24 protein-coding genes and 2 pseudogenes are annotated in these 26,692 nt (G+C 74.1%); 10 read left to right on the top strand and 16 right to left on the bottom strand.

The genetic code is table 11. The features are described 5' to 3' along the window. Positions 1-12 precede the first annotated feature (12 nt). Together FHU30_RS08370 and FHU30_RS08365 are read left to right on the top strand one after the other, a co-directional pair. Positions 13-906, top strand: a complete 894-nt coding sequence (locus FHU30_RS08370) for a LysR family transcriptional regulator (RefSeq protein ID WP_253873641.1) — start codon at positions 13-15, stop codon at positions 904-906. A 146-nt stretch (positions 907-1,052) separates the two neighbouring features. Further along, positions 1,053-2,576, top strand: a complete 1,524-nt coding sequence (locus FHU30_RS08365; RefSeq protein ID WP_253873639.1) for a CehA/McbA family metallohydrolase — start codon at positions 1,053-1,055, stop codon at positions 2,574-2,576. A 31-nt stretch (positions 2,577-2,607) separates the two neighbouring features. On the opposite strand, the gene FHU30_RS46950 is transcribed toward FHU30_RS08365, so the two are convergent. From FHU30_RS46950 to FHU30_RS08355, 3 genes and pseudogenes are all read right to left on the bottom strand, one after another. Next, positions 2,608-3,141, bottom strand: a complete 534-nt coding sequence (locus FHU30_RS46950; protein ID WP_308211232.1) for a DUF6596 domain-containing protein — start codon at positions 3,139-3,141, stop codon at positions 2,608-2,610. Positions 3,142-3,241: 100 nt separating this feature from the next. After that, positions 3,242-3,697, bottom strand: a pseudogene (locus tag FHU30_RS46945) (sigma factor); the annotation flags it as partial. Positions 3,698-3,765: 68 nt separating this feature from the next. Then, a complete protein-coding gene (locus FHU30_RS08355; protein ID WP_253873909.1) occupies positions 3,766-4,134 on the bottom strand; it encodes a YciI family protein in 369 nt (122 codons plus the stop codon). Positions 4,135-4,252: 118 nt separating this feature from the next. Here FHU30_RS08355 and FHU30_RS08350 point away from each other — a divergent pair, with 118 nt between their 5' ends. Beyond that, the gene (locus FHU30_RS08350; protein ID WP_253873637.1) at positions 4,253-5,020 is read left to right on the top strand and encodes an MBL fold metallo-hydrolase; all 768 of its coding nucleotides are present in this window, start codon (positions 4,253-4,255) and stop codon (positions 5,018-5,020) included. Between the two features lie 491 nt (positions 5,021-5,511). Here the strand turns inward: FHU30_RS08350 and FHU30_RS08345 are convergent, their stop codons facing one another. The 12 genes and pseudogenes from FHU30_RS08345 to FHU30_RS08290 form a co-directional block, all read right to left on the bottom strand. After that, positions 5,512-6,273, bottom strand: a complete 762-nt coding sequence (locus tag FHU30_RS08345) for an ANTAR domain-containing protein (RefSeq protein ID WP_253873635.1) — start codon at positions 6,271-6,273, stop codon at positions 5,512-5,514. Positions 6,274-6,310: 37 nt separating this feature from the next. Beyond that, a complete protein-coding gene (locus FHU30_RS08340; protein ID WP_253873633.1) occupies positions 6,311-7,087 on the bottom strand; it encodes a GAF and ANTAR domain-containing protein in 777 nt (258 codons plus the stop codon). A 54-nt stretch (positions 7,088-7,141) separates the two neighbouring features. Then, positions 7,142-8,572 carry an MFS transporter gene (locus FHU30_RS08335; protein WP_253873631.1) on the bottom strand — a complete coding sequence of 477 codons (1,431 nt, stop codon included), beginning with the start codon at positions 8,570-8,572 and terminating at the stop codon, positions 7,142-7,144. Then, a complete protein-coding gene (locus tag FHU30_RS08330; protein WP_253873629.1) occupies positions 8,569-9,906 on the bottom strand; it encodes an ATP-grasp domain-containing protein in 1,338 nt (445 codons plus the stop codon). Before FHU30_RS08330 ends, FHU30_RS08335 begins: the two co-directional genes overlap by 4 nt. Further along, positions 9,903-11,285 carry an ATP-grasp domain-containing protein gene (locus FHU30_RS08325; RefSeq protein ID WP_253873627.1) on the bottom strand — a complete coding sequence of 461 codons (1,383 nt, stop codon included), beginning with the start codon at positions 11,283-11,285 and terminating at the stop codon, positions 9,903-9,905. Before FHU30_RS08325 ends, FHU30_RS08330 begins: the two co-directional genes overlap by 4 nt. Continuing rightward, the gene (locus tag FHU30_RS08320) at positions 11,282-11,743 is read right to left on the bottom strand and encodes a GNAT family N-acetyltransferase (protein WP_253873625.1); all 462 of its coding nucleotides are present in this window, start codon (positions 11,741-11,743) and stop codon (positions 11,282-11,284) included. Before FHU30_RS08320 ends, FHU30_RS08325 begins: the two co-directional genes overlap by 4 nt. Next, positions 11,740-12,732, bottom strand: coding sequence for a diiron oxygenase (locus FHU30_RS08315; RefSeq protein ID WP_253873623.1), 993 nt, complete (start codon positions 12,730-12,732; stop codon positions 11,740-11,742). Before FHU30_RS08315 ends, FHU30_RS08320 begins: the two co-directional genes overlap by 4 nt. 163 nt (positions 12,733-12,895) lie before the next feature. Further along, positions 12,896-13,684 (bottom strand): annotated as a pseudogene (locus tag FHU30_RS08310) (ADP-ribosylglycohydrolase family protein); the annotation flags it as partial. 42 nt (positions 13,685-13,726) lie between these two features. Then, a complete protein-coding gene (locus FHU30_RS08305) occupies positions 13,727-14,854 on the bottom strand; it encodes an epoxide hydrolase family protein (protein ID WP_253873619.1) in 1,128 nt (375 codons plus the stop codon). A 92-nt stretch (positions 14,855-14,946) separates the two neighbouring features. After that, on the bottom strand, positions 14,947-15,921 hold the full coding sequence (locus FHU30_RS08300; protein ID WP_253873617.1) for a LysR family transcriptional regulator: 975 nt from the start codon (positions 15,919-15,921) through the stop codon (positions 14,947-14,949). 496 nt (positions 15,922-16,417) lie between these two features. Continuing rightward, a complete protein-coding gene (locus FHU30_RS08295) occupies positions 16,418-17,884 on the bottom strand; it encodes an alpha/beta fold hydrolase (protein WP_253873615.1) in 1,467 nt (488 codons plus the stop codon). Between the two features lie 14 nt (positions 17,885-17,898). Then, complete coding sequence (locus FHU30_RS08290) at positions 17,899-19,020, bottom strand: serine hydrolase domain-containing protein (protein WP_253873614.1); 1,122 nt, start codon at positions 19,018-19,020, stop codon at positions 17,899-17,901. A gap of 158 nt (positions 19,021-19,178) precedes the next feature. On the opposite strand from FHU30_RS08290, the gene FHU30_RS08285 reads away from it, so the two are divergent. The 7 genes from FHU30_RS08285 (at position 19,179) to FHU30_RS08255 (ending at position 25,234) form a co-directional block, all read left to right on the top strand. Further along, positions 19,179-20,753 (top strand): serine/threonine-protein kinase, encoded by a 1,575-nt coding sequence (locus tag FHU30_RS08285; protein ID WP_253873612.1) that lies wholly within the window; start codon positions 19,179-19,181, stop codon positions 20,751-20,753. Positions 20,754-20,790: 37 nt separating this feature from the next. Beyond that, positions 20,791-21,309: a GNAT family N-acetyltransferase gene (locus FHU30_RS08280; protein WP_253873610.1), complete on the top strand. Its 519-nt coding sequence runs from the start codon at positions 20,791-20,793 to the stop codon at positions 21,307-21,309. 302 nt (positions 21,310-21,611) lie between these two features. After that, positions 21,612-22,649 carry a C40 family peptidase gene (locus tag FHU30_RS46940; protein WP_253873608.1) on the top strand — a complete coding sequence of 346 codons (1,038 nt, stop codon included), beginning with the start codon at positions 21,612-21,614 and terminating at the stop codon, positions 22,647-22,649. Between the two features lie 71 nt (positions 22,650-22,720). After that, positions 22,721-23,200: a BlaI/MecI/CopY family transcriptional regulator gene (locus FHU30_RS08270; protein WP_253873606.1), complete on the top strand. Its 480-nt coding sequence runs from the start codon at positions 22,721-22,723 to the stop codon at positions 23,198-23,200. Between the two features lie 4 nt (positions 23,201-23,204). Beyond that, a complete protein-coding gene (locus FHU30_RS08265) occupies positions 23,205-24,155 on the top strand; it encodes a M56 family metallopeptidase (RefSeq protein WP_253873604.1) in 951 nt (316 codons plus the stop codon). Positions 24,156-24,250: 95 nt separating this feature from the next. After that, positions 24,251-24,544 (top strand): GroES family chaperonin, encoded by a 294-nt coding sequence (locus tag FHU30_RS08260; RefSeq protein ID WP_253873907.1) that lies wholly within the window; start codon positions 24,251-24,253, stop codon positions 24,542-24,544. 117 nt (positions 24,545-24,661) lie between these two features. Continuing rightward, positions 24,662-25,234, top strand: coding sequence for a dihydrofolate reductase family protein (locus FHU30_RS08255; protein WP_253873602.1), 573 nt, complete (start codon positions 24,662-24,664; stop codon positions 25,232-25,234). Positions 25,235-25,317: 83 nt separating this feature from the next. On the opposite strand, the gene FHU30_RS08250 is transcribed toward FHU30_RS08255, so the two are convergent. Continuing rightward, entirely contained in the window at positions 25,318-26,640 is a 1,323-nt protein-coding gene (locus tag FHU30_RS08250) for a DUF2252 domain-containing protein (protein ID WP_253873600.1), read from the bottom strand. Positions 26,641-26,692: the final 52 nt, after the last annotated feature.

The raw sequence follows: 26,692 nt of genomic DNA, 5'->3' as shown, positions 1-26,692 counted from the left end.
TAACCTGGAGGAATGGACTTCGACTCGAAGCTGCTGCGGTATTTCGCCACGGTCGCCGAGGAGGAGAACCTGACGGCCGCCGCCGAGCTCATGCGGGTGTCGCAGCCCGCGCTCACCAAGCAGATGAAGCGGCTGGAGGACGTCCTCGGGGTGCAGCTGTTCGTCCGGTCGCACACGGGGATGGCGCTCACCGAGGCCGGCCGCGCGCTCGCCGGGCGCGTGCCGTCGCTGCTCGCGGCCTGGGACCGGACGGTCCGGGAGACGCGGGCCGAGGCGCGGCGGGCCGTCCATGTGCTGCGCGTCGGGTTCGTGGCGAGCGGCGCGAACGAGGCCACGCAGCAGATCATCGCGGAGTTCGCCGGACGGCGTCCCGGATGGCGCGTCGACACGGTCCAGGCCGCCTGGAGCGACCCGACGGCGGGACTCGCGTCGGGCGAGGTGGACGCGGCGCTCGTCCGCCTCCCGTTCCCCGGCTCGGACGCCTGGAACGTCCGCGACCTGTTCACCGAGCCGCGCTGCCTCGCCCTCGCGGCCGCGCATCCCCTCGCGGAACGCGACGTCATCGCGTTTCACGAACTGCTCGACGAGCCTTTCGTCGCCGCACCGCCGGAGACGGGAGAATGGCGCGACTACTGGCTCGCGTCCGATCAACGCCACGGACAAGCGGCCCGCATCGGCGCCGTCACCGCCCAGCCGGACGAATGGCTCAACGCGATCGCGAACGGCTACGGAATCGCGCTCGCGCCGGAATCCGCGTCCCGGTACTACGCGCGTCCGGGCGTCGTGTACCGGCCGCTCACCGGCGTCTCCCCCAGCCGCGTCGGCGTCGCCTGGCCGCCGCACCGGGACGACGACGCGGCCGTCCGCGACTTCGTCCACTCCTGCCTGGCCGCCACCTCCCCTTAGCCGGCCCACGTAGCCGGCGGCGTTCCGGCCGGCGGAAGGAGCGGCGGCTTCGCCTGGGCGCCATCGGATGATCGTGATCGCGTCGCGCGCCCGTAACCGGCGGGGACGACGCTGACCGGCGGTTCCCGTTCCGGTTGGAGGCACGCATGCGGCGTCGCGACGTACTCAGGCTCTCGGTGATCGCGGGTGCGGGGGTGCTCACCCTCGACCCCGTCACGTTCGCGCACGCGGACGCGCCCGGCGCGGCTCCCGGCACGCCGCCGCCCGGGTCCGGGGAGGTGACCAAGACGGTCAGCGGGCACCTGCCGACCGGCGCCGCCGACTACGTGTACCTGCCGGTGGAGGTGCCGCGCGGCGTCCGGGAGATCGCGGTCTCCTACTCCTACGACCGGCCGACCGTGCCGTCCGGGACGCAGGGCAACGCGTGCGACATCGGCATCTTCGACGAGCGCGGCACCAAGCTCGGCGGGCGCGGGTTCCGCGGCTGGTCCGGCGGCGCGCGCACCGAGTTCGCGATCAGCGCGGAGCAGGCGACGCCCGGCTACCTCGCCGGGCCGGTCAACCCCGGGACCTGGCACATCGTCCTCGGCCCGTACACGGTCGCGCCGCAGGGCGTGAACTACAACGTGACGATCACCCTGCGGTACGGCAAGGCGGGCGCGGCGCCGCGCCCGGTGTACCCGCCGGCGCGCGCCAAGGGCCGCGGCCGCGCCTGGTACCGCGGCGACTGCCACCTGCACACGGTCTACTCCGACGGCAAGCGGACGCCCGCCGAGGTCGCCGCCGCAGCGCGCGCCGCCGGGCTCGACTTCATCACCACGACCGAGCACAACACCTCGTCCTCGCACGGCGCGTGGGGCGGGCTGTGGGGCGACGACCTGCTGATCCTCACCGGCGAGGAGGTCACCACCCGCAACGGGCACGTCCTCGCGCTCGGCATCGAGCCCGGCACGTTCATCGACTGGCGCTACCGCGCGCGGGACGACGAGTGGGAGCGGTACGCGCACCAGATCCGCGAGGCGGGCGGGATCGTGGTCCCGGCGCACCCGCACGGGACGTCCATCGGCTCGTTCTGGAAGTACGGCTACGAGCAGGCGGACGCGATGGAGGTGTGGAACTCCACCTACTCCCCCGACGACGAGATGTCGATCGGCGACTGGGACAACCAGCTCGTCGCCGCCGCGCGAGGCCGGAAGCGCTGGCTGCCCGCGATGGGCAACAGCGACGCGCACCGGGAGCCGCAGGTCGTCGGGCTGCCGCAGACCGTCGTGCTGGCGGACGACCTGACGCGCCCGGCGATCCTCGCGGGGCTGCGCGCCGGGCGGAGCTGGATCGCCGAGTCGTCCAAGGTGAACCTGGACTTCGGGGTGTCCGGCGGCGGGCGGAAGGCCGGCATCGGCGAGCGGCTCTCGGCGCGGGCCGACGCCGAGGTGACCGTCCGGCTGGAGGTGTCCGGGGTCGGTTCGGGGTGCACGGTCCGGTTCATCACCGACCAGGGGCCGCTGTTCACGTCCGCGCTGCCCGACTCGGGCGCCGGCACATTCGAGTGGCGGACGACGCCGTCCTACGCGACCTACGTCCGCGCGGAGGTCCGGCACGCGGCCGCCGCGGACGGGACGCCAGGACCGATGGCCGCCCTCACCAACCCCGTCTGGATCGACGCCCGCTGAGGAAGCCGGGAGGCCAACCGGGCCCGGCCTGTTACGGCTGTTCCTCGATGGCGGCCAGGCGGTGGCGGAGGTGGGCGCGTTCGGGCTCGGTTCCGGCCAGTTCCAGGGCCGCGCGGTAGGCGGACGCCGCCTCGGGCAGGCGGCCGAGGCGGTCCAGCAGGTCGGCGCGGGCGGCCAGGTAGGGGTGGTAGGCGCGCAGTTTCGGCTCGTCCTTGAGGTCGTCGAGGAGTGCCAGGCCCGCCTCCGGGCCGTCCCGCATGGCGATGGCGACGGCCCGGTTCAGCGCCACGACCGGGGACGGCGCGAGCGCGAGCAGCACGTCGTACAGCGCGGCGATCTGCGGCCAGTCGGTGCGTTCGACGTCCGGCGCCTCGGCGTGCAGCGCCGCGATCGCCGCCTGGACGCCGTAGGGGCCGGGGCGTCCGCCGGTGAGGGCGGTGACGACCAGGGCGCGGCCCTCCGCGATCATCTCGCGGTCCCAGCGGGTGCGGTCCTGGTCGGCCAGCAGCGCGAGGCTCCCGTCCGGGCCGATGCGCGTCGCGCGCCGCGCGTGCACGAGCAGCATCAACGCGAGCAGGCCCGCGGAACGGGATCCGCGCCTGGGTGATCTTCTTCTTGGCGCGGGTGATCCGCTTCGCCATCGTCTCGACCGGCACCAGGAAGGCGCGCGCGACCTCCGGCGTGCCGAGGCCGCCGAGGAAGCGCAGGGTGAGCGCCACCCGGTCCTCGGCGGGCAGCGCCGGATGGGCGCAGGTGAAGAACAGCCGGAGCCGCTCGTCCGGAAGGTCGGCCTCGCCTGACGCCCCGGACGCGCCGGACGCGCCGGACGCGCCGGACACCTCGAACGCCCCCGACGCGTCCGGGGCGGTTTCCGCGCGCTCGGCCTCGACCCGCAGCATCGCCAGCCGGACGGCGAGGGCCTTGTCGCGGCGCAGCCTGTCCACGGCGCGGCGGCGGGCCGTCGTCATCAGCCACCCGCCGGGGTTGGGCGGGACGCCGTCCACCGGCCAGCGGGTCACGGCCGCCTCCAGCGCGTCCGCCGCGGCCTCCTCGGCCAGGTCGAGATCGCCGAACCGGCGGGCGAGCGCCGCCAGCAGCCGCCCGTGCTCCTCCCGGAACACCTCCTCGACCCGCACCCGCCCCGAACCGGACCCGGAGTCCTCGTTCCGGGCGGAGGACGCGGGCACGGTCAGGCTCCGAAGTCGGCGACCGGGCGGACGACCACGGCGCCGTCGCCCCGGGACCCGGGGCAGCGGGCGGCCCAGTCGAGGGCGGCGTCCAGGTCGGGGACGTCGATGACGTAGAAGCCGCCCAGCACCTCGCGGGACTCGGCGAACGGGCCGTCGGTGACCGTCCGCTCGCCCGCCTCGTCCACCCGGACGGTCGTGGCGGTGACCAGGTCGGCCAGGGACTCGGACGAGACCAGGATCCCCGCGTCCCGGACCTGCTCGTGGTAGCGCTGCCACGCCTCGAACCCGGCGGTGTCTGCGGCGCCGGACGCGGCCTCCTCGCCGGACGCGACCTCCTCGCCGACCGAGCCCGCGTAGATCATCATCATGTACTTCAACGCCGTCTCCCTCTCGCGTCCCGCGCCGCCGCGGCGCGCACCCCGTCCACGGACGGAGGACGCGGAAATGGACACTACCCGGCGGGGTTTTTCCCGCTAGCCTGCGCGGATGCCCGCCGACACGCCCCGCCTCACCGTCCTCGGATCCGCGACCCCGTACCCGGACCCCGGCAACCCGTGCTCCGGCTACCTGCTCACCGCCGGGCGCACCCGGATCTGGCTGGACGCCGGGACGGGCACGCTCGCCGAGCTCCGCCGCCACGTCCGGCTGGACGAGCTGGACGCGATCTGGGTCTCGCACCTGCACGCCGACCACACCGCCGACCTGCTCACGGCCTACTACGGCGCGCTCTACGCCGACATCCGGCTGGACGCGCCGATCCCGCTGTACGGGCCGCCCGGCATCGCCGACCGGCTGGCGCGCTTCCTGACCAACTCGTCCCGGCGCAGTCCGGTCGAGTCGGCGTTCGCGATCGAGGAGCTGTCCGACGGGCACCGCGCCGAGGTCGGCGGGGTCGGCCTGACCAGCCGGGCCGTGTCCCACGGCATGCCCGCCTTCGCCCTGCGCGCCGAGGCGGCGGGACGGACGCTCGCCTACTCGGGCGACACCGCCCCCTGCACGGCCCTGACCGAGCTGGCCGCCGGCTGCGACCTGCTGCTCTGCGAGGCCGACACCCCGGATCGCCTCCCGCCGGACGAGGCCGTCCACCACACGCCCGAGGACGCCGGGGACACCGCGCGGGCGGCGGGCGCCCGGCGCCTGCTGGTCACGCACGTCGGCCCGTTCCTCATCCCGGACGAGGCGACGAAGCGCGCCGCGACCAGGTATCACGGCCCGATCGACTACGCCGCTCCGCGCTCCGTCCACACCCTGTAGGCGCCCGCGAGGACGCTTCGGCGTGGAGAAGCAGAGCGGCGGAGGAAGCCGGGACGGCCGAGAGCCAAGAGGCCGGGGGGAGGCCGGGTGGCCGAAGGTGAAGGCGCCTGGATGGCGGAGGGTGGACGGGCCGGGTGGCCGAGGGACCCAGGTGGCCTGGGGGTCAGGTCGGCTGAGGGATCGCCGCAGGGTGGGCTGCCGTCCCGGGGGCGGGTGGGGCCGGCAGTGGGGGGAGGGCACCCCGCGGCGATCCCGTCACGGCCCGGAGGACCGTGACGGCTCAGCAGGAGCGGGGGCGGTCATGCACGGCATCTCGCCCTGGCACACACGCCGTCCGCCCGTCGGACCATCGCTCTCCACATCTGGTAGAGCTGCCGGGGTCCGGGGCAGCGGCTGTTGCTTGCCCCCCTCGTCGGGGAGTTCGCCGACCGACATACGGAGCGTATGCCCGTGCGCTGCGTCCGCCAAGGGCGCGGACGGCCGATTGGGCCCTATTCGGCCTTCTGCCCCCCGGCCAGGAGGTCCGCCACGTCGGCCTTGCCCCGGACGACGGCGGCGGCGAGTTCCGAGAGCCGCCGGTTGGTGCTCCGCGCACGGTCCCTGAGCAGCGCGAACGCCGCTTCCATGTCGATGTTCCGGCGGGCGGCGAGGACGCCCTTGGCCTGCTCGATGATGATCCGGCTGTTCAGCGCGGTCTGCAGTTGCTCGGCCAGCAGGTGCTGCTCCTGGAGGGCGCGCTGCTGCAGGATGCCGATGGTCGCGACGTCCGCGAAGGCCTGGCCGACGGCGACCTCGCGCGGGCCGGGCCGTCCGGGCTCGGCGCTGAGCAGGTTCATCGCGCCGATCACCTGGTCGCGCAGCCGCAGCGGCAGCGCCGCGACGGCGTGGAAGCCGTTGGCCAGCGCGGCCTGGGACGCGCGCGGCCAGCGGTCCCCCTCGCGTTCCAGGTCCTTCGCGATCACTGGGAAACCGCTGCGGAACGAGTCGAGGCATGGCCCCTCCTCGTTCTGCAGCTGGAACAGGTCGAGCAGCCGGGCCTGCTCGTCCGAGGCGGCCATCACGTGCAGCCGGCCCTCGTGGTCGGTCAGCATCAGCCCGACCGCCGCCAGGTCCAGCAGCTCCACCGCGCGCCGGGCGAGGTTGTCCAGGAACGCTATGACGTCGAAGTCGTCGGTGAGGGTGTCGGCCAGCTCGACGAAGGTCAGCGCCAGCCGCTCCTCGCGGGTCGTCGCGGTGTCCCCCGGCTCCGCCACGGGACGTTCGGGCCTCGCTTCCGGGTCCCGTCCAGAATCAGCGGTCATCTGTTCCCTTGTCCCTGTCGTCGGATTCGAGTCGGAGCTCGCCGGAGATGATGCGGGACGCGACCCGGCCGAGCGGCTCGTCGTGGGCGTAGGCGTAGGCCCGCATCCGGGCCAGCGCCTCGGCGATGCCCACGTTGAGGTGCACCGCGACCATGCCCGTCGCCTGGTGCACCTCCGCTCGGCGGGGCGAGAACAGGTCGCTGAACCAGCCGTCCAGGATATTGCCGTCCAGGGCATGGCCGTCCACGACCCGGCGCCCCCGGAAGCCCGACTGCTCGTCCAGGACGGTCTGGAGGGCCAGGCCCGCGAACGACAGCGCGTCGGCGAGCGGCTCGCGGTCCAGCGGCCCGGGGCGGTGCCGGTTCAGCTCCAGGACGCCCAGCTGTGCCGCACCGATCTGGAGCGGCAGCGCGAACATCGCCTGCACGCCCAGGTCCAGCGCTCCCGGCACGAACAGCGGCCAGCGCCGCGCGCTCCGCCCGTCGTCCAGATCCGAAACCAGTACCGGACCGCCCGTGCGGAGCGCCTCGATCGCCGGGCCCTCCCCGGTGGTGAAGCGCAGCTCCTCGAGTCGATCACTGAGCGGCCCCACCGAGCAGAGCGGCGTGCTCTGCCCGTCCTCGTCCCACAACGACACCTGGGCACCGTCCACGTCCACCGTCGCCACGCAGGTCTCGCAGACGACCGAAAGCGAGACCGGAACGCCTTGACCGTCAGCGCGGTCGGCGATCAGTGCGCGCAGGCGGGCCGTTCGCTCACCCAGCACCGGCACCGGTCCGTTCATCCGCCGGGCAGACCCCGGTTCCGCTTCCTGACGCGGCTATGCGCCTGCTCCATGCTCCTGCTCCCCACCCCGGCGGTCAAGCATCCCCGCCCCCGGCGTGGACGGCGCCCGGACCGTGGTCCAGCGCGCGAGGACGGCGGCGAGCAGGCCGAGCAGGGCGCACGCGAGCCAGAAGGCGCCGGAATTCCGGGCCCAGAGCGCGATGCCGAGCGCCGGTCCGAGGGCGTACCCGAGACCCTGCGCGCCCGCGGAGAGGGCGATGTACCGGCCGCGGGTCGCATCGTCCGAGACCAGGGTCGGGTAGGCGGCGGCGGACGGCGCCGCGACCATCTCCCCGGCCGTCCAAACCAGCGTCGCCGCGACCAGCCCCGCCGCGCCGGGCAGGGCGAACCCGGTGATGCCGGCGGCGATGAGCGCGATGCCCGCGGGGATCGCGGTCCCCCGGTTCCAGTGCTGGACGACCCGGGTGACCGGGATCTCGGCGGCGATCACGATCAGCCCGTTCGCGGCCACGAGCCCCCCGTACAGGCCGAGCGGCAGCCCGCGCCCGCGGACCTCCAGCGGCAGCACGGAGGTGTACTGGATCTCCACGACGGAGATCAGCAGCAGCGCCACCGCGAACCCCAGGAACCGCGGATCCCCGACCACCGCCCGATATCCCGCCCGCCTCGTCCGCGCACCGCGCTCACCCGACCCCCCGCGCCCGACCGCGGCCTCGCCGTCAAAGGACAGCCCGCGCTTGCCCGGCCCACCGCGGTTGGCGGCCGTCCCGCGGGTGAGCGCCGTTCCGTGGGGAGGGGACGGGCCGCGGGTGGTGGACGGCTCGCGGCCGGAGGACGGGCCGCTGTCGGTGCGTGCCGAGCGCTCGGGCGGGGCTTCGCGGGTGGTGGACGAGGCGCGCGGGGTGGCGGGGAGCCAGGCGTAGGCGACCAGGGCGAAGAGGGCCGAGCTCGCGGCGTCCACGGCGAAGACGAGGGCGGGCGCCAGGCCGAACAGCAGGACGCCGAGCAGCGGGCCGAGCGTCGCGCCGACGTTGTACCCGAACCGGTAGACCGCGGTGGCGAGGACGCGCCGGCCGGGCGGGACGAGCGCGGATAGCGTGACGAGCGCGGCGGGCCGGTACATCTGCGCGACCAGTCCGGCGGACGCGCAGACCGCCAGCAGCGCCGGGAACGGCCCCGTGACCGGGATCGCGGCGACCTGGACCGCGCTGAGCAGCGACGATCCGATGATCGCGGGCCGCGCGCCGAACCGGTCGGTCGCCGCGCCACCGAGCAGGACGCCGAGCACGGACCCGACCCCGAACGCGGTGAGCGCGATCCCCGCCCGGCTCGCGGAGTAGCCCTCCGCGGTGAGGTAGACGACCAGGAAGATCTGGACGAACGCCCCCATCCGGTTGACCGCCACCCCGGCGGCCAGGACGAGCACGGGCCGCGTCAGCAGCCGGGGTGGATCGAGGACGGTCATGCCGGCTCGCACGAGCGGGCGGTTAGGCGGGCGGCCTGGGCCGCTTGCCTGAGCGCGGACCGGCAGGAGGCCGTGTCGGGGCCCTTGCAGATGACGTGGCCGTAGCGGTCGGGCGGGTGCCTTCTCAGGGAGGCGCCGGGGTGCACGGTCGCGGCCGCTTCGAGGAGGTCGGGATGGTCGTCCGGCGAGGGGAGCGTGACGGACTCGACCTCGCAGTCGTCGTCGGGGTAGAGGAAGCGGATGCCGACGACGGCGCGCGGGTCGGGGTCGAGCGGCACGGGCAGTCCGAGCGCGGTGCGCGCGGCGGCGCGTCCGGGGTCGATGCCGGACGCGAGCATCCCGAGGTACGGGATGAGGTCGCCGCCGAGCCGCGGGTTGACCTCGATCAGGCGCGGGCCGGCGGCGGTCAGCCTGATCTCGGTGTGCGTGATCGCGTCCCGCACGCCGAGCGCCCGGTGCGCGGCGCGGAGCAGCCCGAGGACGGCCCGGTCGCGCAGCAGCGGGTCGCGCGGGTCGACGGTGTGGCCGGTCTCCTCGAAGTGCGGCGGCGCGCCGAGCTCCTTGCGGGCGAGGAACAGCGGACGGTACTCCGCCCCCGAGTCGCCGCCCTCGGTGCGGGCGCCCTCGGTGCGGGTGCCCTCGGTGCGGGCGGCCTCGGTGCGGGCGGCCTCGGTGCGGGCGGCCTCGGTGCGGGCGGCCTCGGTGCGGGCGGCGGTGGTCAGGATGCCGTCGATGCTGATCTCCGGGCCGTCCAGGTAGCCCTCGACGAGGACGCCGTCGTCGAATCCGGGGACGCGGTCGTGCCTGGCCGCGCGCGCTTCGGCGTACGCGGACGGCAGCTCGGCGGGCGTCCGGGCCATGACGACGCCCATGCTCGCGCCGAGCGCACGGGGTTTGAGGACGGCCGGAAACCCGGTCAGGGCGGTGGCGTCGCGCGCCTCGTCCAGCGAGCGGACCGCGATCGACGGTGGCTGCGGGATGCCGGCCGCGGCGAGGATTCGGCGCGTGCGGTGCTTGTCGCGGCAGGCCCAGACGGTTGCGACGTCCATGCCGGGCAGGCCGAGTTCCTGGACGACGTACGCGGCCGCGGGCGCAACGGATTCGTCGTAGCAGAACACGCCGCCGACGTCGTCCGCCTCTCCGATCGCTCTGACGGCGGCGAGGACGGAGTCGGGATCGGACATGTCGGCGGTCGCGGCCCCGGCGAGGTACGGGGACTGCCATGTCGGGGTCGCGCCGTCCACGAGCCATAGGCGGGCCTCGCGCGCGGCACCGGCGAGCAGGTACTCGCGGTACGCCTGCTCGCCGCTGCCGATGACCACGACGGCCCTCATGCGCGCGCGATGGACGGTCGGACGTTCATGAGCAGGCCCTCCAGGCCGTTCAGGACCGCGTAGCAGTCGGTGAGGAGCGTCGGCGCGTCCTTGGCGGTGAGGAAGAAGATCCCGGCCCAGTTGTCCGCGCCGTTCGCGAAGTCGTAGGGCGGGATGCGGGTGCCGTCCGGGACGCTGAGGCCGCGGACGATCTCGATCGTGCTGCCGGGCGAGACGAGCCGGGAGACGTCCGCGGCGGACGCGTCCCAGACCGGGCTGGACGTCCAGGGCACGCCGTCCGGTGTGATCGGCACCAGCGCGAGGGACGCCGCCGCCCGCTCGCCGTCGTCCGCCAGGAGCATGCGGGGCGGGAGGGCCGGGCGCTCGCCGAGCAGGCAGCGGGTGAGCAGGGCGATCGGGTCGATCCCGAACACGGCCTCGATCTCGCGGGTCACCATGCAGCCGCCGAACCGCGCGGCCGACTCGATCACGAACATCGCGCCGTCCGCGGCGAGCTTGATCTCGGTGTGCGTCCCGCAGGTGTCGAGGCCGAGCGCGTCCACGGCGCGGTGCGCGACGTCCTCGATCCGGCGCTGGAGCGGTTCGGGCAGCACGCACGGCGCGTTGTTGCTCAGCTCGGTGAACGGCGGGACGGTCGGGATCCGCGAGGTGATGCAGACCGGGTGGTAGACGCCGTCCGCGACGATGCCCTCGACGCTGAGGTAGTCGCCGTACCCGGAGTCGTCGTACCAGCCGTCCGTCGAGCCCTCGACGATCTCCTCGACCAGCACCCGCTCCACCGCGTCCGGCAGGCCGATCTCGCCGAACCCGTACCGGTCGAGGCTCTGCCCGACCGTCCGGACGACGGTGTCGTGCGCGGACGCGAGGTCGGCGGCGTCGCGCAGCACGGCGTGCCCGACCGAGCCCGCGCCGAACGCGGGCTTCAGCAGCATCGGCGGCGTGAGCCGGTCGAACGCGTCCGCGAGGTCGGCGGGCCGGTCGATCCGCCGGAAGGACGGTACGGGCACGCCCGCGTCCCGCCACACCTCGCGCATCAGCCGCTTGTCCCGGGCGCGGATCGCGTTCGCGCCGGGCCCGGGCAGGCCGAGCCGCCGGGTCGCCTCGGCGACGGCGAGGACGAGGAACTCCGACAGGAACGTCACGGCGTCCGCGCCGATCCGGCGCGCCTCGGCGGTGATCGCCTCGACCAGCGCCTCGCCGCGCAGCAGCTCCGCGCCGCGGTCGGTCAGCCCGGCGCAGTGCGGCAGCCACGCGTCGCGGGTGTGGTCGGGCAGCGGCCCGACGGCGAGGACGTGCAGCTCGCCGCATCCGGCGAGCCTCGGGAACGCGTGCTCCAGGGGCGCGCCGCCCGGGGAGTGCACGTGCAGGATCTTCTTCATCGGGTGTCCAATCGCAGGAAGTAGAGCCGGTCGGGTCCGGGCGGCGGCTGGTCGGGGCCGCGCAGCCAGTCGTTCGCCTCGTAGAGGCCGACGGCCTCGCGGTACAGGCCGCGGGTGGTCAGGAAGATCTCGGCGTAGCCGGCGGCGCGGGCCTCCGCGACCGCCGCCGCCAGCAGCGCCCGGCCGAGGCCGCGCCGCCTGCTGCCGGGGCCGAGGAACAGCTTGGAGAGCTTGATCCGGCGCGCGTCGTAGGGCGTCAGGATCGCCGAGCCGACGGGCTTCCCGCCGGCCTCCGCGACCAGGTGCACGACGCCCGGGACCTTCGACTCCCCGAACGCCATGACGTCGGCGTCGGAGTCGTCCGGGTCGGCGGGGACGCCGTATTCGCACAGGACGTCGAAGACCATGCGCCGGATCGGCTTGCCGTCCTCCGGGCGCGCTCTGCGGATGGTCGTCACAGCGGGTACCTCTCGTCGATGAGTCCGGAGGCGAGGAACGCCTCCCGGGTTCCGGGCTCGTCCAGGGCGCCGGCGCGCGCGAAGTGCCGGACGGTCGCCCGCGCGCCGTCGGCGACCGCGCGGCGCACGGCGTCGTCCGGGTACGCCTCGGCGAGCACCTGGTCGATGCCGTCCGGCGGGAGCCCGACCTCGTGGAGCGCGAACGCGAGCGCGCGCCGGTCGGGTTCGAGGAACGTCCGGACGAACGCGGGGACCCACGGGCCCATCCGCCGCCGCTGGTCGCGGCTCAGCGCGGGCCACACCCGGGTCAGCAGGTCGGCGAAGCACGCGTGGTGCCGTCCCTCGTCGGCGGCGTGGTCGGCGACCGACTCCCGCACCGCGGCCGGCAGCCGGACGTCCTTCGGCAGGTCCGACAGCAGCGCGGAGATCAGCGTCTCGCTGACGATCGTGAAGACCACCTCGTCCAGGCCGCGCAGGTCCGGGTCGACGCGCGCGCCGATCTCCGCCAGGCCGCGCAGGAACGCCGGCCGCTCCGGCAGCCGGACCGGCACCCCCGTCCGCCGCGCCACCTGGTCCATCAGGTCGAACGAGAACTGCGCGTGCCACGCCTCGTCCGTCGTGATCTTGAACGCGTCGGCGCGCAGCCCCGCCGGCAGCGCCACCCCGAGCCGCCCCTGGCTCATCAGCGTCGACACCGGCATCACCGCGACCTGCTCCAGCACCACGGTGAACGTCAGGTAGTCGTAGAGCCGGTGCACCAGCAACCGCCGGACGGCGTCGTCCCCGAGCCCCGCCACCAGCGGATGCGCCGCCGCCGGAACCAGCTCCGGCGAGAAGAAGTACTCCCCGTCCCCGTCCTGGAGGACGGGCGCCGGTTTCACCCTGACGCTGGACCGATCACCCCACCGCTCGAACCGCCCCCGGTACTCCTCCTGGACGTCCGCGCCCAGCGCGTTCCCAAAACGTGCAGGCGAAACCAACGCGACCACAACGCACCCCCGATGCCGACCGGCCGGACATCGCCCACCACGGCCCGGATCTGCGAACGCGCTCACCCACCATCCACAAACGGCCACCAACGTTTAGGGCCCGCCACCCCCTACTCCCCTACCGACCAGCCCGAACCCAACAAGGAGGACCCGAAACCATCCATCACGCCCGCCCGTAACACCCTCCCCGAGCCAACGCCTCACCCATTTCCGCCAGCCCCACAAACCCCAAAACCCGCCCAAACCCGACCAGCGGCACATGCAACACCTCCCGCCACCCTTCCGGCACCCCGTCCACCCCACGAACCGCCCCGGCGAGCGCTCCCGTAACCGCCGCAACCGTGTCGGTATCGCCACCGAGATCGATCGCCATGCGCAGCGCGTCCGCGAACCCGTCCGAGTTCCGGACGGCCCAAACCGCCGACCCGAGGCACGCCCACACCGCGCCGTTGGTCTCGGTCGCATCGTCCGGATGCCAGGCGGGGTCGAGCACGCGCGCGTACCGCTCCCGATGCGCGTCCTTGACCTGCGCAAGCGCGGCGGGGATCGCCGCAAGCGGGTCCGCGCCGTCCAGCGCCACGCGGATCAGCTCGTGCAGGATCGCCGTGCCCTCCCACGCCGCCCCGTCCCCATGTGTCAGCGCCGTAATTCGGCGTCCCGCCTCCATCGACGCGTCCCGCCCCTGCCCTGCGAAGTACACCGCCGACGGCGCGGCGCGCATCAGGCCACCATTGCCGGCCGCGTACATGTTCGTCTGGAAGTGCCGCGCGGCAGCGAGGTCCCACTCGTACCCGCTGGTCAGGACGGCCTCGGTCTGCAACCCGATGTCCTTCGGGTCGGCGGCGGCCCAGCGGCGGAAGCGGCCGAACATGTCGGCCAGGTCCAGGCCGCCGCGTTCGAGGAGCGACTCGGCGACCAGGACGGCCATCTGCGTGTCGTCCGTCGCCTCGCCGGGGTGTTGCCGGCGCCCGGGGGCGCCGGCCGGGAGGGGGTGTCAGGTCAGGGAGGCGAAGAAGGTGCGCACGTCGTCGGCGAGGAGGGCGGGCTGTTCGAGGGACAGGAAGTTGCCGCCGCGTTCGACCTCGGTCCAGTGGGTGATGTTGTGGTCGCGGTCGGCGAAGCGTCGGATGGCGACGTCGGTGGTGGCGGTGGCGATGACGCCGGTGGGGACGGTGCCGCGGGGCTTGGGGGCGTAGCCGGACGGGTCGTGGGCCATCTCGTAGTAGAGGTTGGCCGAGGAGCCCGCGGTGCCGGTGAACCAGTACAGGCTCACGTTGGTCAGCAGGTGGTCCCGGTCGACGGCGTCCTCGGGAAGGTCGGCGGCCGTGTCGGTCCATTCCTTGAACTTCTCGACGATCCAGGCCAGTTGCCCGACGGGTGAGTCGTGCAGTCCGTGGGCGAGGGTCTGCGGCCGGGTGGACTGGATGGCGTTGAAGCCCATCTTGTCGTCGCGGAACTCCTGGAGGCGGGCCAGGCGCTGCTGCTCTACCTCGGTGAGGCCGGCGAAGTCGGCGGGGTCGTCGGAGGGGAAGGTGATCAGTCCGTTGAGGTGGACGCCGATGACGGCGTCCGGGGCCTGGCGGCCCATCTCGGCGGCGATCCAGGCGCCGCCTCCGTTGCCCTGGACGCCGTACCGCCGGTAGCCGAGCCGTGCCATCAGCTCGGTGAACGCGGACGCGATCTTGCCGGTGTTCCAGCCGGGCGCGCTCAGCGGGCCGGAGAAGCCCACGCCGGGGGTGTCGGTGATCACCAGGTGGAAGTCGGCCGACAGCCTCTCGACCACCTCGACGAACTGGACGAACGAGCCGGGCCAGTCGTGGATCAGCAGCAGCGGGGTCGCGTCGGCGTTCTCCGACCTGACATGGGCGAAGTGGACGTCCTGTCCGTCGATGGTGGTCAGGAACTGCGGGAGCTCGTTCAGCCGCGCCTCGGCCTTGCGCCAGTCGAAACCGTCGGCCCAGTAGCCGGCCAGGTCCTTGAGGTAGTCGACGGGGACCCCGCGGCTCCACCCCTGGCCGGGGACCTCGCTTGACCAGCGGGTACGGCGGATCCGGTCCCGCAGATCGTCAAGGTCGGCCTGGGAGATCTCGATCTGGAAGCGGCGGATCGTGCTTTCAGCCATGGTGCGATGCCTTTCCTGCGGCCTTGTCACACGGCCGGCGCCCGGTCGGGCGGCGGCCTCTCCCGGAGTCTGTCGAGGAAGGGGCGAGATGATCAAAGCCGACTCGGATGACGATCGGGCCGTCCGCCATCACGATCGGCGCCGACCGGCCAGCCCGCCTCGACCGAGCGGGCGAACGCCGCCTGGGCGAAGGCGGGGGCCAGCGGATGGCGCGTGGTCGTGCCCGGCCACATCGCGGCCACCGTCATCGGCGGCAGCCCGATGACCGGGACCATCACCACACCGGGCACCTGGTAGCGGTCGGGCAGGGAGGTGAAGGTGAGGTGGGCGACGCCATCCTCGGCCACCATGCGGATCATCTCCTCCACGTAGGTGGCGCGCACGCGCCGCAGGCTCATCGCCCGCCCCGCCGGGGTGACCGGCGGCGTCCAGGCGTCGGCGTACCCCTGCGGGATCCCGACGAAGGAGAGCACCTCGTGGTCGGCCAGTTCCTCGACGTCCAGGGCGGGACGATCGGCGAGCGGGTGATCGGCGGCCAGCGCGACCCCGCGCGGCTGGCGCCAGATCACCGGCCCCGCCTCCAGCCCGGGGACCGCCAGCAGCGCCGGTTCCCCCGGCATCCAGGTCACCATGACGTCGACGTTCCAGTCCCGGCCGAGCCAGCGCAGCATCTCGGCGGCCGGATGCGTGGACTGGACCACCCGGCACTCCGGGTGGCGCCGCTCGAACGCGGCCGTCAGGTCTGCTGCCATGGTTTCCAGGAGCGTGGTGGCGAACCCGACCCGCAGGATCTCCCGCCGCCTGCCGCTCCAGGCGCTCACGTCCGCCAGGGCCCGCTCGATGCGCACCGTCGCCGGACGGATCTCCGCGAACAGGTACTCGCCCTGCTCGGTGAGCCCCACCCGGCGGCTGGTGCGCTCGAACAACCGCGCCCCGAGCCGCCGCTCCAGGCGCTTGACCAGGAAGCTCACCCGGGAGGTCGACAGCCCCAGCCGTTCGGCCGCCCGCCCGAAGTGCACCTCCTCGCAGACGGTGAGAAACGCCTCGATCTCTCGCATGTCCGTCATGCAGTTCCCAACCTCACCGCGTAGGGGAGGAACGCGGCGGCCCCGAGACAGGCCATCCGTCGTACGCGCTGCGGTGGAGCGGATGGCTCCACCGCAGCCCATCCCGCCGCCGCATGACCTGTCCAATGCGGCCACCGCCGGTCCCCAGGCCGCGCGCCCCGTTCCGCCCCCACAAGTTCGATCATGCTTCGAGCGTGTCAGGGCGTTGCCGTCGCCGACTTCCCCCGACAGGCTGAGCGTCCGCTCCCGGCGGGGGAAGCGCCCCGCCCTTCACCTCCCCCGCCCGAGGGACGCACGACCGACCGCTGTCACAGGTCAGCGGCGCCGGCGGGCAAGCAGATCCCTCGCCACCCCCGAACCCGACCGCCGCCGCATCAGCAACCCATGCACGTGGCGGCGAGAGATCCCCAGCTCAGCCGCCACCTCATCCACATCCGAGATCCGGACCCGCGACTCCCGCGCCCATTGTCCGTTCCGTCCTGTTCATGGGGGCGGGTTAGGGGCAGGTGGTGTTTGGGGGGAGGTGGGTGGTGAGGAGGTAGGTGTCCACGTGGGTGGTCAGGCAGGGGTTGCCGTAGGCGGCCTGGTAGGGGGCGTGGACGTCGGCGTTCTTGAGGGTGAGCAGGCGGGAGCCCTTGAGGTCGCGGTGGAGGGCCAGGCTGCCGGCGTAGACGGTGCGGGTGTCGCCGGTCGCGCCGATGAGGAGGCTCGGGAGGGTCGTCCGGACCTTGGTGCGGGGCTCGCGCGGGGACGGCCAGAAGGCGCAGGGGCCGATGTTCGCGCCGAGGGAGCCGAAGACCGGGTGGACGCGGCGTTCGCGCTGGATGTCGCGCCAGTAGGTCTCGGGGTTCCGGGGCGCGGGCGCGTCGCCGCAGATGATCGCGGCCTGGCCGCTGCCGTAACGCGAGTCGGCGCCGGTGAGCAGGAACTTCAGGGCGTCGCCGAGGGCGCCGGACGCGGGGACGTGCGCGCCGTTCGCAGCGCGGTTCAGGTCGGCGACCGTCCTCGCCAGGTCGGTGCGGGGCTGGTCGCGGTCGTCGCTGAGCAGGTTGAACAGGAGGGTCGGGACGACCGTGTCGTCCACTTTGTAGGGGCCGACGAGGAGGGGTGAGCGTCCGGCGCGGGCCAGGACGCGGTGGACGGTCGCGAGCACCTCGGCGCGGGTGCGGCCGAGGTGGTAGGCGGTGTCGCGGCGGGCCGTCCAGTCGGCCCAGTGCGCGAGGGCGCGTTCGTTGGCCTCCTCGGTGCCGTGGATCAGGCGCGGGGACCAGCGGTCCGGGTCGACGTTGCTGTCCAGGACGGTCCGGTCGAGGCGTCCGGGGAACAGCGTCGCGTACACCGCGCCGAGGTAGGTGCCGTAGGACGCGCCGTTGTAGGAGATCTTCCGCTCGCCCAAGGCGGCGCGGACGACGTCCATGTCGCGGGCGATGTTGCGGGTGGAGATGTACGGCAGGTAGGAGCCGTACTTGGCGAGGCAGCGGCCGGCGAGGGAGCGGGCGGACGCCACGGACGCGTCGAAGCCGCGCCGGTCGCCGCCCGCCGCGCGGATCCAGGTGCCGCTGGGCCAGCCGCAGTCGACCGGGGTGCTGCGGCCGAGGCCGCGCGGGTCCATGCCGATCAGGTCGAAGCGCGGTCCGGCCTTGGGGGTGATCGAGCGGATGTAGGGCGGCATGTCGATCGCCGGGCCGGGGCCGCCGCCGTTGATCAGCATCGTGCCGAGCCTCGGGCCGGTGGCCTTCAGCCGGGAGATCGCGACCTTGATCGTCCTGCCGCGGGGGCGCGCGTAGTCGAGCGGGACGGTCACGTCGGCGCAGCGCGCGCCCGCGTCGTCCAGCTCCTTCATGTGGCAGGTCGTCCAGCGGAGCTTCTGGTGGTGGAAGGCGTCGAGCGGGTCCGCGGCCGCCGCCGGGACGGCCGGGACGAGGGCGGCGGCGGTGAGGCCGAGGGCCGTGAGGGCACGCACGTCTGGGCTCCTTGTCATTCGCACAGGGCGGTCTGGACGACGTCGAGCATGTGGTTCTGGGCCTGGAGGGTGTCGGGGTCGGCGTTGAGGGAGACGGTGGCGGCGCGTCCGCCGGGGCCGACCGCGCCGACGGCCGCGAAGCCCGGCGTGCCGCCCGCGTGGCCCGTCCAGCGGCCGCCGCAGGGCAGCGGCGTGCTGATCAGGCCGAGGCCGTAGCGCGCGCCGGGCCAGATGCGCTCGGGGTCGGCGGGGACGGTCGTGCGCATCTCGGCGAGCAGGCGCGGCGGGAGCAGGCGTCCGCAGAGCAGCGCCGAGTAGAAGCGGTTGACGTCGCGCGTGGTGGAGATCAGGGCGCCCGCGGCGCCGCCGAAGCTGGTGTTCAGGTCGGTGTAGTCGGTCCAGCGGCCGTCCTGGTGCACGTAGCCGCGGGGATGCGGGCCGCGGATGGACGTCTCGTCGCCGGGCCAGTAGGTGTCGCGCATGCCGAGCGGGCGCAGGATGCGCCGGACGGTCTCGTCCTCGACGCTCCGGCCCGTCGCCTTCCGGACGATCATCCCCGCGAGGACGTAGTTGGTGGACGAGTAGTGCCACGGCGCGTCCGGCGGGTCGAGCTTCAGCGCCATCGCGACGAGTTGCTCGGGCTCGTAGTGCCGCCAGCGGGCGGAACCGTCATCGGGGATCGCGTCGACGTGGTCGGGCAGGCCGCTGGTGTGCCGGAGCAGCGAGCGGATCGTGATGCGGCGGCCGTCGTACCGCGCCGTCCGGACGAGGCCGGGCAGCCAGCGGTCGACGGTGTCGTCCAGCGAGAGGCGGTGTTCGGCGGCGAGCCGCAGCACGACGGTCGCGGTGAACGACTTGGTGATGCTGCCGATCCGCGCGCGCTCGCCGGTGGACATCGGGCGTCCGGTGCTCAGGTCGGCGCGTCCGGACGCGGCGGACCACGCGCCGCAGCGCGGATCGTCCACGCGGACGGCCGCACCGGGCGCCTCGCCGGACGAGGTCAGCACGTCAAGGGCCTTCCGGACGGCCGAATGGTCCGGCGAGCACCCGGCGGCTGCGGGAGCCGCGCGGGCCGGGGCGGGTGTGAGGACGGCGAGGACGGCCGCGCCGGCGGTGATGATCGGGGGGAATCTCATGTCCCCCGACGCTAGGAAGAAGCGGTTCGCGGCACACTGGGGCACTCCCCCGGGATCGTCCGGGGGAATCCCCTACGCCCCGGCAGCAGGGGGTCGGTCTGCTTTCGGGCGGTTCGCACGGCACAATCGCTCGGGTCGGACGGGTGGAGGGAGCGGCGGTGTACGCGGGGCGCGAGCTGGGTGGGCGGTACCTGCTGGAGGAGCGGATCGGGCGCGGCGGCATGGGGGAGGTCTGGCGCGCGTCCGACCGGCGCCTGGACCGTCCGGTCGCGGTGAAGGTGCTGCCCGCGGCGACCGAGGCGGGGCCGGACGTGGTGGCGCGGTTCCGGCGGGAGGCGCAGCTCGCGGCGGTGCTCCAGCATCCGGGCATCACGGTCGTGCACGACATCGACGCCGATGACGGGCTGCTCTACCTGGTCATGGAGCTGCTGGACGGCGAGGACATGGCCCGCCTGCTCGCCCGCCACCCGGACGGCCTGCCGGTCGAGCGGGCGCTCGCGCACGCGGTGCAGGTGTGCGGCGCGCTCGCGGCGGCGCACAAGCGCGGCATCGTGCACCGGGACATCAAGCCCGCGAACCTGTTCCTCACCTCGGGCGGGTGGGTGAAGGTCTGCGACTTCGGCATCGCGCGCTTCATGCAGTCGGCGACCGGCCTGACCGGCAGCGCGGTCGTCGGGTCGCCGGTGTTCATGGCGCCCGAGCAGATCTCCACCGGCGAGATCGACGGGCGCACCGACCTGTACTCGCTCGGCTGCCTGCTGCACCAGATGCTGTGCGGGCGGCCGCCGTTCCTGACCGAGAAGGGCATCCCGGCGCTGATCAACGCGCACCTGAGCGTCCCGCCGACCGGGCCGCGCGCGGTGAACCCGCAGGTGCCCGAGGACGTGGACGCGCTGGTCCTGGAACTGCTGTCGAAGGACCCGGCGGACCGTCCGGCCGACGCGGACGTGGTGACCCGGCGCCTCGAAGCCATGCTCAAGCCGGACGCCGCGCCCGGCGCGCCCGCGCTGGCGCCGCCCGCGCCGCCGAGCGTCCCGCTGGAGCAGGAGTTCCAGGTGGCGGGCGAGCATCTGGAGCAGCAGCGGGCCGAGCTGGCGCTGGCGCTCGCCGACCACGTCGTCCGGGAGCGGGAGCGGCTGCTGGGCGCCGAGCATCCGGCGACGCTGGACGCGCGGCACCTGCTCGGGCGCGTCCTGTACGAGCTGGACCGGGAGCCCGAGGCGCTGCCCGTCCTCACCGCGACGGCCCAGGCTCGGACGCGGGTGCTCGGGCAGCGGCACGCCGACACGCTCGCGAGCTGGCACCTCACCGCGACATGCCTGTTCATGCTCGGACGGCACGCCGACGCGCTGCCGATCGCGGCAGGCGTCCTGGCCGACCGGGAGGCGGCGCTCGGCCCGCAGGACCCGGCGGCGCTGGAGAGCCGCAGCACCTTGGCGTGGACGCTGCACATGCTCGAACGCGACCAGGAGGCCATGGCGGTCGCGCAGGCGCTGCTTCCGGCGCAGGTCGCGACACTCGGGGAACAGCACGAGGACACGCTCGACACCCGCCAGCTCATAGGCTGGATCTTGCTGAACCTCGGGCAGGCCGCGGAGGCGGCGGCGCAGGCCCGGTACGTCCAGCAGGTCGCGGCGCACACGCTCGGGCCGCAGGCGGAGCAGGCCGTCCAGGCGGCCGAGCTGCTCGCGGCCTGCGAAACGCGGACGCGGACGCGCCGCCGCCGATCCTGACCCGCGCCGGCGCGCCTCTCACAGAACGGATCGGATCGTGTCGAGCAACTCTGGAACCTGGATCACGCGCCCCGAGACGGAGGCCGACGCGCCGGCCGTCCGGGAGGTCGTCCGCGCCGCCTTCGACACGCCCGCGGAGGCCGACCTGGTCGACGCGCTCCGCCGGGACGAGGCGTGGATCGACGGCCTCTCGGTCGTCGCGACCACCCCGGACGGCGAGGTCGTCGGGCACGCGCTGCTGACCCGCTGCCACATCGGCGGCACCCCGGCGCTCGCGCTGGCCCCGTGCTCGGTGCTGCCGGAGCACCAGCGCTCCGGCGCGGGCTCGGCGGCCATCCGCGCCGCGCTCCAGCACGCCGCCGAGCAGGACGAACGGTACGTCGTGGTGCTCGGGCACCCGGCGTACTACCCGCGCTTCGGCTTCACCCCGGCGTCGCGGCACGGCATCCGGGCGGGCTTCGACGTGCCGGACGAGGCGCTGATGGCGCTCTCGCTGAACCCGGCGCGCCCGCTGCCGTCCGGCACGATCCGCTACGCGAAGCCCTTCGGCGCCTAGCCGCCCTCCGCGCCCTCCGCGCACCCCGCGCCCTCCGCGCGCCGCGGGCGCTGCGGAGCGGGGGATTTGTGTGATTGATGGGGCTCGGGTGGCATTCGTCGGGCGAACCTCCTACGCTCTGTAGGAGCCTGCGAGGCGGCCGGACGGTCCGGACGCCGCGCCGGCACCGCCGCGCCCTCCCCCGAGGGCCGTCGGGAGTCCACGGTCCGGGCCCGCGTCCCACCCCGAGGGGCGCGGGCCCGGACGCCAGCCGCACACCCCCGGCCGCCGCCCGCCCGGCCCGGCCGCGAAGGGAGACGCCCGTGCGCCCCGCAACCCCCGCAACCCCCGTCCCCCGCCAGCCCGGCTCCGGGGCCGTGCGCCGTGTCCTTCCCCGGCGCTGGACGGTCGTCACGGCAGGGATCACCGCCGTCGCGCTGCTCGGGCCCGTCCCGGCCGCGCACGCAGCGCCCGTGAAGCCCAAGCCGGACGCGGCGGCGCTCAAGGACCGGCTCGAACGGCTCACCGAGCAGTACAACGGGCTCAGGGTGAAGCTCGCCGAGACCCGCCGCGCCGCGAAAGTAGCGGACGGGATCGCCCGGCAGCAGGATCGCGCGCTGGAGGCCGTCCGGCGCGACATCGCCCGGGTCGCCGCGACCAGCTACATCAACGGCGAGACCGACCCGACGCAGCGGATGTTCGCGACGTCCGACCCGCAGTCGCTGCTCGACCAGGCGTCCACGCTGCGGTACTTCGCCACGCAGAACGGCACCCGCGTCTCGGCTCTGATGCAGGCCGTCCAGGGCGCGCAGCGGGCCCGGCTCGCCGCGCAGGAACGGGCCCGGCAGGTCGAGGCGCTGAGCGCGGCGCTGGCGAAGAAGCGCGACAGCGTGACCAAGCTGTACGAGAAGGCCAAGGGGCAGCTGGACGCGCCGACACCGGACAAGCCGGGCAAGGCGCCGTCCGTCCCGGGGTCGGGCAAGGGCGCGCAGGCGGTGCGGTACGCGCTGGCGCAGCTCGGCGTGCCGTACTCGTGGGGCGGGGGCAGCGCGTCCGGGCCCACGTACGGGATCGCGCAGGGCGCCAACATCAAGGGCTTCGACTGCTCCGGGCTGACGCTCTACGCGTACGCCCGCGTCGGCATCAACCTGCCGCACTACACCGGAGCCCAGTTCAACGCCGGGACGCACGTGTCCCGCGACCAGCTCCAGCCCGGTGACCTGGTGTTCTTCTACTCCGACCTGCACCACATGGGGATGTACATCGGCGGCGGGAAGATGGTGCACGCGCCGCAGACCGGCGACGTCGTCAAGATCAGCCCGATCGCCGGGCGGCCGTGGGCCGGGGCCGTCCGCCCCTGACCGGGCCGCCCGCCGCCCGCGCCCGCGCGGTGCGGGACAATGGGCCGGGCGGGAACGGCAGGGAGGGACTCGTGGGGGATCTCGGCGGCGCGCTGGAGCGGGCGATCATGGACGCGCTGTGGGCGGCGGACGAGCCGCTCCGCGTCCGCGAGCTGCTCAACAGGCTCAACGCCACCGCCGACCGGCGGCTCGCCTACAACACCGTCCAGACCGTGGCCGAGCGGCTCACCCGCAAGGACCTGCTGCGCCGCGTCCCCGACGGGCAGGCGTTCCGGTACGCGCCGACGCAGAGCCGCGACGAGTTCACCGTCGCGCTGATGCTGGACGCCCTCACCGACTCCCCCGACCAGGGCGCGATCCTGGCGCGGCTGGTCGAGAGCGTCCCCGAGGCCGACGCCCGCCGCATGCTGGACGCCCTCAACGCCCGCACCTCCCCGGACGAACCGGGCACGAACCGCGCCACGGGCGCGACGGGCAGCCCAGGCGGCGCGGGGGCGACGGGCGGCGCGGGGGCGACGGGCGGCGCGGGCGACTCGGGGACGGGGCGCTGACGGGGTGCTCGTTCTCGCCGTCCAGCTGGTCGTGCTGATCGTCGTGCTGGGGTGCTGCGCGGGCCCGTCGCTGGACGGCGCCGCGTTCCCGCGCAGCCATCCGGCGAGCGCCGTGCTGTGCTGGACGGGCGCCATCCTCGGCCTGTGGGCGTCGCTGTTCGGCCTGGTCACGCTGGTGCTGTTCTGGCCGCCCGCCGCGGGCCACGGGTTCGCCGAGCTGCTGTCGACCTGCCTCACCCCGCACCACCACCGCGGCCTGCTGTGGGGCGCGCTGGCGAGCTGCGCGGTGGCCGTCCTGTGCTCGGTCCGGCTGTCGCGCGGCGTGCCCCGCGCCTGGCGGACGGTCCGGAGCCGCAGGCGGCACCGCAGCATGCTCGGCCTGGTCGCGCGCGCCGACGACCGGCACCCGGACGTCCTGCTCCTGGACCACCCGCTCCCGGTCGCCTACTGCCTGCCCGCCGGGGCCCGGTCGATCGTGATCAGCAGCGGCGCCCGCTCCGGCCTCGCCCCGGACGAGCTGGCCGCCGTCCTCGCCCACGAGCGCGCCCACCTGCGGCAGCGCCACCACGCCCTGCTGATGCTGCTGGACCTCAGCCACGCCGCCCTGCCCTGGCTGCCCACCCTGCGCCGGGCCGCGGCGACCGTGCCGCTGCTGCTGGAGATGGCCGCCGACGACGCCGCCGTCCGACGCCACGGGCCCCGGACCGTCCGGTCGGCGCTGGAACGCCTGACCCTGCTCCCCGGCCCGTCCGGCACCCTCGCCGCAACCGGCCCGACCAGCGCGGACGGCCCGGCCGAGGACCGGCCGCTCACGCACCGGCTGGCGCGGCTGGACGATCCGCCCCGCACGGGCCGCCTGGCGCGTCCGCTGGCCCGGGCCGCCGCGATCGCGTCCGTCGCCGCGCCGCTCGCCGCCGTCGCGCTGACCATCGCCGCCATCCCGCCCGCCTGCTGACCCGGCCGGCCACCGCGCGCCGCCGCCGGGACGGGCGAACCGGCCGGGACTGGTATGTTCCGAGGGTGTCACAGCAGGCCAAGTTCGAAGTCCAGATGCTCCACGACCGCGTGATGATCAAGGTCGAGAAGGAGAGCGGCGAGCGCCGCAGCACCGGCGGCATCGTCATCCCCGCGACGGTGGAGCAGTCCAACCGGCTGCACTGGGGCGAGGTCTGCGGCACCGGCCACCACGTCCGCACCGTGAAGGTCGGCGACCGCGTCCTGTTCCACCCGGAGGACCAGTTCGTCGTCGAGATCCAGGGCGAGGACTACCTCGTCATGCGCGAGCGCGACCTGCACGCCATCGCCAGCGAGCGCCCCGAGCACGGCACCGGCCTCTACCTCTAGCGCCCCGGGGGCCGGTGCTCGCGGATGTCGTCGCAGGTCTCCCCTAAAGTTGGTCCATCCGGTGCGGACGAGCCGCACCGGACCTGACCAGCGATCCACGAGCCTCCGGAGGCCGCCATGCGCACCCTGATCAGTACCGCTTTCGTCTCCCTGGACGGCGTGGTCGACTCCCCCGGCGGCGAGGAGGGCTACCGCAACTCCGGCTGGACGTTCAAGGGCATCGACTTCGTCCCGGAGGCGTTCGAGATCAAGGGCCGGGAGCAGGAGGAGGCCGGCGCGATGCTGCTCGGCCGCGTCAGCTACGAGGCGTTCAGCAAGGTCTGGCCGCAGATGGCGGAGTTCGCCCGGTACAAGACGCTGCCGAAGTACGTGGTGTCCACCACGCTCACCGAGGGCGACCTGGTGGACGGCTGGGGCGACACGACGATCCTGCGCTCGCTCGACGCGGTCGCCGAGCTGAAGAAGACCGAGGGCGGGCCGATCATCATGCACGGCAGCGCGCAACTGAACCGCGAGCTGTCCGACGCGGGCCTGATCGACCGCTACCACCTGCTGGTCTTCCCGCTGCTGCTCGGCGCGGGCAAGCGCCTGTTCAGCGACACCGACAAGGACACCCAGCACCTCAAGCTGGTCGAGCACGAGGCCTACTCCAACGGCCTGCAGAAGAACGTCTTCGACGTCGTCCACTAGGCAGAGCCCGGAGGACCTCGGCCGCGGGACGTGACGGGGCGCGGACGGCCTCAGCCGCGGGTCGTGACGGGGCGCGGACGGCCTCAGTCGCGGGACGCCACGGCGGACTTGAAGACGGCGTAGTCCTTGTCGTTCTGGTCGGCGTAGGCCATCGCGAAGTCGGCGATGGCGTCGTCGAAGGTGTCCGAGCGGCCGAGGTAGCCCGCGATGCGGAGGCGCGGCCCGGTGTTGGCGTGCGCGACGGCCAGGGTGCCGCCGCACAGCCGCGCGTACAGGCCGAGGCCGTACTCGTTCATGGACGTGACGTCCACCGAGCCCTTCATGTCGCGCAGCTGCCGCCAGTAGTAGTCGTGCGCGCCGTCCGCCGACCAGCCGAGGAACACGTCGCTGACCGACTGGAGCAGGCGCTGCCCGGCCACGACCCGGCGGCCCTGGTCGGGGTAGGCGCTCGGCGACAGGTACGGCTCCAGCACCGACCGCATCGCCTGCTTGACCTGGAGGACGAGCGGGTCGTCGGCGTCCCGGCCCTGGAGGACGACGACGAAGCAGCGGGTGCCGACGCTGCCCACGCCGACGACCTTGCGGGCGGCGTCCATGTACCGGTACCGGTCGAGGAGGGTCGCGACGTCCTCCGGCAGGGTGCCGGCGTAGTCGCGCAGGGAGCGCTTGACGAGCCCGGCGGCGTCGAACGCGCCCGCGTGCTCCACCAGCGGCGGCTGGTCCACGATCCGCAGCGAGCCGCCCTCGCGGCGGGTCAGCTTCTCGACGGCCTGGAGGTTGCCGCGGCCGCGCGAGTGGTGGAACAGCTTGCGGGCCTGCTTGCGCGCGCCCTTCTTCTTGATCAGCTTGTAGACGTCCGCGGCCTTGGTCATCGTGTAGAAGGCGGCGAGGTTCGACATCCCGGCGAGCTCGCGCATCCGCTCCCGGTAGGCGGTGGCGGCCTTGCGCGCCGTCCGGCGGGCGTCCTTGTCGCCGAAGCCCTGCTCGCGCGCGGCGACGGCCAGGCTCGCCGCGAGCCGCTTGACGTCCCATTCCCACGGTCCGGGCAGCGTCTCGTCGAAGTCGTTGACGTCGAAGACCAGGATCCGCTCGGGCGAGGCGTAGAGGCCGAAGTTCAGCAGGTGCGCGTCGCCGCACGCCTGGACGCGCAGCCCGGTGGACGGGGTCGCCGCCAGGTCCCCGGCCATGACGGCCGCCGCGCCGCGCAGGAACGGGAAGGCGCCGGCGGCCATCCGCTCGTGCCGGATCGGGACGAGGTCGGGCAGCCGGTCCGCGTCCTGCGCGAAGATCGCGGCGGCCGGGTCGCGGCGGTCCGCGGGCGGCGTCCAGTCGGCGTGGGCGCTCCGCTTGACGCGCTTGCGGAGCGCCTTGCCCGCGGCGTACTCGTCCCGAGGCGTACCGGCCATGCCCCTGGATATTCCAGGAGGTACCGCCGCCTAACCATCCAGAGCGATCAAG

This window comes from Actinomadura rupiterrae, from assembly GCF_024172125.1.
GTDB classification, from domain to species: Bacteria; Actinomycetota; Actinomycetes; order Streptosporangiales; family Streptosporangiaceae; genus Spirillospora; species Spirillospora rupiterrae.
Note: the sequence above shows the minus strand (reverse complement) of the source record. Positions and strands in the feature narration are given on the sequence as shown.

Bases quoted from the DNA above. Each gene is read 5' to 3' on its own strand.
- FHU30_RS08370 (WP_253873641.1), top strand. From the start codon at position 13: ATGGACTTCGACTCGAAGCTGCTGCGGTATTTCGCCACGGTCGCCGAG.
- FHU30_RS08365 (WP_253873639.1), top strand. From the start codon at position 1,053: ATGCGGCGTCGCGACGTACTCAGGCTCTCGGTGATCGCGGGTGCGGGG.
- FHU30_RS46950 (WP_308211232.1), bottom strand. From the start codon at position 3,141: ATGCTGCTCGTGCACGCGCGGCGCGCGACGCGCATCGGCCCGGACGGG.
- FHU30_RS08355 (WP_253873909.1), bottom strand. From the start codon at position 4,134: ATGATGATGATCTACGCGGGCTCGGTCGGCGAGGAGGTCGCGTCCGGC.
- FHU30_RS08350 (WP_253873637.1), top strand. From the start codon at position 4,253: ATGCCCGCCGACACGCCCCGCCTCACCGTCCTCGGATCCGCGACCCCG.
- FHU30_RS08335 (WP_253873631.1), bottom strand. From the start codon at position 8,572: ATGACCGTCCTCGATCCACCCCGGCTGCTGACGCGGCCCGTGCTCGTC.
- FHU30_RS08330 (WP_253873629.1), bottom strand. From the start codon at position 9,906: ATGAGGGCCGTCGTGGTCATCGGCAGCGGCGAGCAGGCGTACCGCGAG.
- FHU30_RS08325 (WP_253873627.1), bottom strand. From the start codon at position 11,285: ATGAAGAAGATCCTGCACGTGCACTCCCCGGGCGGCGCGCCCCTGGAG.
- FHU30_RS08305 (WP_253873619.1), bottom strand. From the start codon at position 14,854: ATGGCTGAAAGCACGATCCGCCGCTTCCAGATCGAGATCTCCCAGGCC.
- FHU30_RS08300 (WP_253873617.1), bottom strand. From the start codon at position 15,921: ATGACGGACATGCGAGAGATCGAGGCGTTTCTCACCGTCTGCGAGGAG.
- FHU30_RS08290 (WP_253873614.1), bottom strand. From the start codon at position 19,020: ATGAGATTCCCCCCGATCATCACCGCCGGCGCGGCCGTCCTCGCCGTC.
- FHU30_RS08260 (WP_253873907.1), top strand. From the start codon at position 24,251: ATGCTCCACGACCGCGTGATGATCAAGGTCGAGAAGGAGAGCGGCGAG.
- FHU30_RS08255 (WP_253873602.1), top strand. From the start codon at position 24,662: ATGCGCACCCTGATCAGTACCGCTTTCGTCTCCCTGGACGGCGTGGTC.
- FHU30_RS08250 (WP_253873600.1), bottom strand. From the start codon at position 26,640: ATGGCCGGTACGCCTCGGGACGAGTACGCCGCGGGCAAGGCGCTCCGC.